Genomic DNA, 6,955 nt, shown 5'->3' with positions numbered 1-6,955 from the left:
ATATAGCACGCCGTGATTTCTTAGGTGATCGTCTGTGTTGCCAAATAGGCCGTTAAAAACCATACGTCGAAAAAGCTCTTTTTTGTTTTTACTATCAAGCACGCTAGCTAGATCGCAGTAGCTCCTATCGTTACTTTCATCGCCGTCTCTAACTCCAAGCAAGGTCATAGCTGACTTATAGGGTATTCTATTATCGCCGTTTCTGTCAAATCTTTTGACAAGCAAAGCCGTGCCTTTTGCCGTTTCAAAAAGCTCGCTTTGGCATACGTTTATTTTTGCGATACTGGCAACATCTAACATAGTCTTTTCGCAACGAGAAATTTGCCTATATTCATCCTTTATAGACGGAAATTTGACTATATAAAGCTCGCCGTCTTTTAATATGTTTGCCTTTGGTCTAGCCCCGCCTAAGCTTCCGCTAGGAGCAAGCAAATTTTTAATATCACTTTCAAGGCTCTCGCCGCGCTCAATTCTTTGCGATGATATGCAAAGCTCGCCAATGTGAGTTAGCTTTGGTATATCGTTTGCGGCAGATACGAATTCGCACTCTTTTTCTATCCTAAGCGAGCCTATACGAAAATAATCGCTTACACCCAGCATATACTCGCTCTTTGTAAGTTCGCTATTTGCTTTTCGGTTTTGGATTAGCTTGCCCCATCTTTCTGGACTCATATCGCAAAATGCTCCCCATAGATTTTTAGATACAAACTGAGAGCTTTGAAGTGGTAAATTTGGATCTATTTCAAAGCCGTTTTTTAGCCACTCTTTATCATATTCAAAATAATATGTTTCGTTTCTACCCACGGCATATACTTCTAAAAATCCGACAAAATCGTCGTTGTTATAAATTTTTAAAATATTATTCATAAAAATGCCTTGAGGTGGTTGTACGTTGCTAAATTTATTACGTTAATTGTAACATATTTAGTATTTAAAGTTATTTCACTATTTTTTCTGCTCTTTAATATTGACAGATTCTTAGAAAATTGTATAATGTCCAAAAATTAATCTACATTTATAGACATAAAGGAAAAACCATGCGTTTTGAGCAAAATTTGTTTAGAGAGACTAGCGGCGAAAAACTATGTTGTTTCAAAAATGAACTGATAGGCGTTGATTACTTGTCCACTGAAGAGCTTTTTGACGGTTATGATACGATAAAGGCGATAACTTTTTCATATGAATTAAAATTTATCGACAAGCTGCTTGAAAATTTCGCAAATGCAAAGGTGATAATTGGGGGAGCCTTCTTTACCCAAAAAGATATGGCGATGCAAAAGCTCCTTGCTGCAGCGCTTGCGGACGTAGAGATTGCAGCTAGGCAAGTTGGTAAATTTGAAAAATTATTAGAGATGATGAGAGAGCAAAGACTTGAATTTCGCGTGCCGCTTGCATGTATCGATCACCGCAAAATTTATATACTAAGCAACTCCAAAAATGGCGCTACGCGCGTAATAAGCTCATCTGCAAACATGAGCGCAAGAGCTTGGGACGGCAATCAAATGGAGAATTACTCGTATGACGATACGCCGTTTTGCTTTGATGAGTGTAGTAAAAGATTTGACACGTTTTATTCATGTTGCAAATCGCTTCCGCTTGACGTGATCGCTACAAAGCATACCGATAATCCATTTGAATCAAACGCAATCATAAAAGAGATTAAAGAGAAGAACGAAGTCATAGTTTTAGAGCATATGCGCGAGGATATAGAGCCCGATAGTGTTAGATACGCGATAGATTATGAAAAAATAAAAGGCAAATATGATGTTTTGGTGGGTGATACAAATTTAAAGAACAAACAAGGGCTTTTTGAAATTTCGCCAAAAACTCTTAAGAAATTTGAGTTAAATTTAAATAAAGAGTGCTTAAAGGCTAAAAATCTAAATCCGCAAGCAGACTACCCGCGTTTAAAATTTGACTACGAGAATTTGCGAGCATTTATAGATGACGAAGAGCTAAATTTGGAGCCGAGCTGGGATGAAGTTAGGCGAGATATAGATGAGCTTTTAGCGTTGCTTGAAAATTTTAATGATTTTGTGGGGGACAAAGAAAAGATAAAGCATACCCATTTTAAGCTCTTAAATGCGGTGTTTGCATCGCCTTTTCACGCTAAAATCCGCTGCACTGCCTATCTTAAAAACATAAGCACGACAAGCTTGCCTATGTTTTTGCTGGCCGCTTCAAGCACTGCAAACTGCGGGAAGACCTTTGTTATCACGGCTATTTTAAAGATGATGAGCGGCAAGAGGCTAGTAAATTTAAACACAGAAAGTTGTAAAAGTATTTTAATACGGGACATACAAGCAGGATATTGCTCTTTGCCTGTATTTATAGACGAAGTTAGCAACTCATACATCGGACACTTAAAAAGTACTATCAAAAACTCAGATATTTGTGAGATAAAGCAACTACAAGATCAGCCGATGATACTTTTTGCTTCAAACGATGCGCTTGATCCAGATGAGACGCTTAGAAAGCGTATGATATTTTTAAGGTTTGAAGGGGCGTTGCCAAGCGATATCGATCAAAACGCCTACAAGGGCAGGGGCAATGCAATCATATCTCGCCTAAGTAACGCGCTTTATAGGGAGTATTTGCGTAGAATGCTGCCTAAAATTTCTGAGCTGCTAAATTCGATGATGCAAGGCGGACTAGATGATACCTGGTATCCTGACGTGATGTTAATTTCGTCAAAAGTATTGCTTGAAATTTTAGACGACTTTGGATATGCTATACCTAGCTATATGAGGCCGCTTAGTTTTAATGCCGATTATTCCGTTAATGCTAGCTTTATAGCGCAAGATTCGCTTAATGAGATCGCCGAATTTTACAAGCATAATAAAAGTGCGTTTAAAATAAACAAAAAACAGGTAACTATAGAGCTAGGCACGGATAGCGACAGCAAAAATAAGTGTAAAAACTGGGCAAATACTCTGCCTGCTGAGATGAAAGCTAAAATTCTAAGCACAAAAGATAAAAATCAGCTGATCTTAGACAGAGCGGAGCTGGAAAAACGACTGAATAAAAAATTTGGATTCTTTGGCTTTTTTACTTGGAGTTAGTGATGAAAATTTACATTTATGCTAAGCAAAATGACGATATAAAAGGGCTTAGAAGCATTTTAAGGTATTTATATGAAGTAGGCGAGGTCTTGATTATAAGCGAGAGTACGCGCTCTTTTAACGAATACCAACATTTAAAAAAACGCTTAAAGCAGGGCGATATTCTCATAGTTTGGGGAATTTTTAGCCTTGCATTATCGCAAAGTTTTGTTGCCAGCGAGCTAAAATTTTTTATAGACAACAAAATTTTGCTATTTATATACGATCTTGCCCCAACGTATAAAAACGGAGCTAATGCCGCTGTAAATACGGCAGTGTTGCAAACTTTATACGCGCTAGCAAAAAATAAAAAAATTTCGCTATCGGCGCTAGATAAAAATTATAGCGTCGGACGAAATAAGCTCACTTTCCCGCAAAACTGGTCTGAGCTTTATGAAAAATGGCAAAACAAAGAGATAACGTCAAAAGAATTTATAAGCGCATCAGGGCTTAAAAAGGCAACGTTTTATAACATACTTTGCGAATACGAAAACCTACTGCAAGAACAAGTCAAATATCAAAAACTGGCGTAAAAACTAAAAAATAATAAATGTATTAAAATTCGGCCTGCAACCCTTATAAACTATGACCTTTCAGTAAAAAACAAAGTAACGGCATAACAACGCCTATGGTTATAAAACCAAATACAAAACTAAAAAATAATTTGATGTGGAGTGGAATAAGGCTTTCGCTGAGATGTAATAGTGCATAAGCCGACAAAGAGCATATGATCATGCCGCCGGTAGCTTGAGCCCTATCCATCGCGTCGGTAAAAAAATATGTAAGCATAAAGCAAAGAGTACAAAAAGCTCCGGCTAAAAATAAAACAAAAGCTATTTGCATATCCAGCGGCTGATTTTTAAAAGTAATAAAATAATTTTTAATTAGTCTATATAACACGTTATTTAGCTCCATATCGATCTTAACGAAAATATTGCTCATAATAGCATATCTCAAAAAAATATAACATTAAAAATAAAGAATAAATCAAAATAGGGCTTAGATATAATAACAGTAAAGATACGAAAGAATTCTATCATGTTTTACTAAAGATGATAAAAGAAAATCCGCTCTAGTTGCGCTTAGCCTAAATTTATTGAGCAAGCAACAAGACAAATCGCCGTACGCTAACCCTGCGCATGATGCGTCTCATACGCTAAATTAAATCCAAATTTTAATTCATTTTAGATAGACTACTACAAAAAGTACGAGTAAGAACATGACCCAAAAAAGAGAATTTATACCCCAAGAGCTTCCGCTGGATTTTAAGCCTACCGAGCAAATTTATAAAGCGCTAAATAGAGCTTCAAGAAAACTAGGCGAACTAAACGGCTTTATAAAAACTATTCCAAACCATGATATTTTGATAAATTCTCTCGTATTACAATAAGCAAAAGACTCAAGCGTAATCGAAAACATTATCGCGACGCACGATGAGCTATTTTTAGCGCAGATAGACGAAACCAAGATCGCACAAAGCGCAAAAGAGGTAATGAACTGCGAAATCGCCTTAAAAAAAGTTACTTGCTTATAAAAAAAGATAATCTATTCTTAACTCGTCATATACTATAAATTCAAAAACGACTGCAACGCAACAACGCTGGCTTTCGCACCCAAAGCGGAACTATGCTTAAAAATCCTGCCACAGGCGAGATAAAGCATATACCACCGCAACACATAGACGATATAAATAGATTGATGGCAAATTTAGAAAAGTACGTAAACGACGACCTGGACGATCTTGATCCGCTAATTAGACTAGCCGTTATCCACTATCAGTTTGAAACCATACATCCGTTTTATGATGGAAACGGTAGAACCGGACGCATCATAAACGTCTTATATCTAACGCATAAAAAGCTGCTTGACCTACCTATTTTATACCTAAGCGCTTATATCATAAAAAACAAATCCAGATACTACGAACTTTTAGAAAACGTAAGTAAAAACGGCGAGTGGAGTGCTTGGATAGAGTATATGCTAAACGGCATAGAGCATACCGCGGAGGCGTCCGTCACGCTCATAAAAGAGATAGACGACGCTATAATAGAATTTGGCGAACTCTTGCAGAAAAAAGAGCGAGGTGTATATAGCAAAGACTTTGTGGAGTTACTTTTTTCATACCCGTATACAAAAATAGAATCAGTTGAGAAAAAACTAAATGTCTCTAGACAAACCGCTTCTAGATATCTTAAAATTTGTGAAAAATTAGAAGCGTTTAAATGCGTAAAGTTCGGTCGTATAAATTACTTTGTAAATTTAAAGTTGTTTGAAATATTACAACGCGGACTAGTACTATAGCATACAAGTCTTCTATAATATGTTAAGAAAATACGAAATTTTTAACATATCCGCGGCAATACGTTAAAAATTTGAGGAGTTTTTAACGCATTTTAAGATCTATTTAGGCAGAAATCCCAACTGCTTTAGCGGTCGGGCTGAATGCCAACGAGCTTAGCGAGTTTTTCCTTGATTTTCTATATAAGCCTTGATTGTTTCAGGGCTTGCTTCGCCTATACTACAAGTAAAAATCCATCAATCCAAAAAGTATTTTTTTCCAAAAATTTCGTTTTAGGTTCGTTTTAGAAATGATTCAAACCTCTTGTCTCTCCAAGCATAAAAAGTAGTTATTTGTTTTATCTTTTGGATAATGTAACTTATACTAATTCTTGGTAGGTATTGTATCATTAAATGGATATGGTCTATATCGCTTTCCTATCGTTGCCGCTGCCGCCTTCTAAGATATCGTTGCCCTCGTTTCCATAAAGAGTATCGTTTCCGCCGTAGATAGTATCTTTTTCTTGTCCTGCGTAAATAGTATCGTCTCCGTCGTTATCGCTATCTTTACCGTTATTTACGGTATTCTCTCCTTTAGAGCTTCTTAGGTCTATGGTATCGTTACCGGAGCCTGCTTCGATGTATGCGCTACCTCCTACTATCTTTATGTTATCGTCTCCGGCTAGGGCATAAATTTTAGTATGCGTATCCGGATTAAGCTTTGATTTAATATTTTCTATATCGTCATTCTTATTTGTGCCAAATATAAATTGGTTATTAGGGCTATCTGTTATCTGCCTAGACTCATCAAATAGGGGTTTTAGTTCTATATTGCTTTGATAATCTTTATAGTATTCTCCAGATACGGCTTTAGATATCAATGCTTTTTTAAGCATTTTTGCTTTATCTTCAATGTAGTCGTCCGAGTATTCGTCTTTATACTTTTCAAGCTCTTTGTAGACAGGAGAGTCTACGCCTGATACTATGAAAGGGTTTAGGTGAACTAGGGAGTATAGGGCAGATATCGGGATGGAGGAATTTGGAAATATTTCTGAGATAGGAGAATTTTGGGATAATGCTTGTAAATTTAACGAGTTATCGGCGGTTTCAAATACTCCAAGTTTTTTAAATTCGTTTTGTAAGGTTTCATGCCCTCTTTACCTTGATGCAATATGGCTGCAGCAAGATACGCGTTCGTTAATTCTTTGTATGTAACATTGGAGTTAAAATGTTTTAGGATGTCGTTATATTCGGAGATGGCATGATTTAAAGAAGCAATAAAATGAGCATCAAGGCCCAAGTTTTTGCCAAAGATCGGAATAAATTTACCAAGATGGGCGGAACTGATATTTGTAGCCCAATTAGAAAGTATATCGCCATTTATAGCTCCTTCATCTTGGTAAGAAATTGTTGATATGTGTTCATAGGCCCAGTTAGCATGAACTTTTGTAAGGCCTACTGCCTTCATTATTTTATAAAGAGCTATTGATAAAAACATATCGGATATACCTGGATAATTTGGGGGCAAGCTAAGAAGCCTGTCTACGCCGTAAGGGTTATAGGCATATCCTTCTATA

The 6,955-nt window shown here is 36.6% G+C and carries 7 protein-coding genes and 2 pseudogenes; 4 read left to right on the top strand and 5 right to left on the bottom strand.

Annotated elements, in window-relative coordinates; all coding sequences use genetic code 11:
• Positions 1 to 867: type II toxin-antitoxin system HipA family toxin (locus RYL88_RS10425; RefSeq protein WP_314991109.1), on the bottom strand; the 867-nt coding region annotated here is incomplete at its 3' end.
• 170 nt (positions 868 to 1,037) lie between these two features.
• Here RYL88_RS10425 and RYL88_RS10420 point away from each other — a divergent pair.
• Positions 1,038 to 3,062 carry a phospholipase D family protein gene (locus RYL88_RS10420; protein ID WP_314991107.1) on the top strand — a complete coding sequence of 675 codons (2,025 nt, stop codon included), beginning with the start codon at positions 1,038 to 1,040 and terminating at the stop codon, positions 3,060 to 3,062.
• 2 nt (positions 3,063 to 3,064) lie between these two features.
• Complete coding sequence (locus RYL88_RS10415; RefSeq protein ID WP_314991105.1) at positions 3,065 to 3,634, top strand: hypothetical protein; 570 nt, start codon at positions 3,065 to 3,067, stop codon at positions 3,632 to 3,634.
• Positions 3,635 to 3,677: 43 nt separating this feature from the next.
• Here the strand turns inward: RYL88_RS10415 and RYL88_RS10410 are convergent, their stop codons facing one another.
• On the bottom strand, positions 3,678 to 4,016 hold the full coding sequence (locus tag RYL88_RS10410; protein ID WP_314991104.1) for a hypothetical protein: 339 nt from the start codon (positions 4,014 to 4,016) through the stop codon (positions 3,678 to 3,680).
• 304 nt (positions 4,017 to 4,320) lie between these two features.
• Here RYL88_RS10410 and RYL88_RS10405 point away from each other — a divergent pair.
• Positions 4,321 to 4,635, top strand: a pseudogene (locus RYL88_RS10405) (Fic/DOC family N-terminal domain-containing protein).
• Between the two features lie 92 nt (positions 4,636 to 4,727).
• Positions 4,728 to 5,402, top strand: a complete 675-nt coding sequence (locus tag RYL88_RS10400; RefSeq protein ID WP_314991102.1) for a Fic family protein — start codon at positions 4,728 to 4,730, stop codon at positions 5,400 to 5,402.
• A gap of 153 nt (positions 5,403 to 5,555) precedes the next feature.
• Here RYL88_RS10400 and RYL88_RS10395 read toward each other — a convergent pair.
• The 3 genes and pseudogenes from RYL88_RS10395 to RYL88_RS10385 all read right to left on the bottom strand — a co-directional run.
• A pseudogene (locus RYL88_RS10395) lies at positions 5,556 to 5,816 on the bottom strand (transposase); the annotation flags it as partial.
• Positions 5,804 to 6,274 (bottom strand): hypothetical protein, encoded by a 471-nt coding sequence (locus tag RYL88_RS10390; RefSeq protein WP_314991100.1) that lies wholly within the window; start codon positions 6,272 to 6,274, stop codon positions 5,804 to 5,806. The gene RYL88_RS10390 and the pseudogene RYL88_RS10395, both read right to left, overlap by 13 nt.
• A gap of 191 nt (positions 6,275 to 6,465) precedes the next feature.
• Positions 6,466 to 6,955: hypothetical protein (locus tag RYL88_RS10385; protein ID WP_314991098.1), on the bottom strand; the 490-nt coding region annotated here is incomplete at its 5' end.

Source organism: uncultured Campylobacter sp. (assembly GCF_963517995.1).
GTDB lineage: Bacteria > Campylobacterota > Campylobacteria > Campylobacterales > Campylobacteraceae > Campylobacter_A.
Note: the sequence above shows the minus strand (reverse complement) of the source record. Positions and strands in the feature narration are given on the sequence as shown.

What these genes read in the sequence shown, in the direction of transcription:
- RYL88_RS10420 (WP_314991107.1), top strand. Translation starts at nt 1,038, where the DNA reads ATGCGTTTTGAGCAAAATTTGTTTAGAGAGACTAGCGGCGAAAAACTA.
- RYL88_RS10415 (WP_314991105.1), top strand. Translation starts at nt 3,065, where the DNA reads ATGAAAATTTACATTTATGCTAAGCAAAATGACGATATAAAAGGGCTT.
- RYL88_RS10410 (WP_314991104.1), bottom strand. Translation starts at nt 4,016, where the DNA reads ATGGAGCTAAATAACGTGTTATATAGACTAATTAAAAATTATTTTATT.
- RYL88_RS10400 (WP_314991102.1), top strand. Translation starts at nt 4,728, where the DNA reads ATGCTTAAAAATCCTGCCACAGGCGAGATAAAGCATATACCACCGCAA.
- RYL88_RS10390 (WP_314991100.1), bottom strand. Translation starts at nt 6,274, where the DNA reads ATGCTTAAAAAAGCATTGATATCTAAAGCCGTATCTGGAGAATACTAT.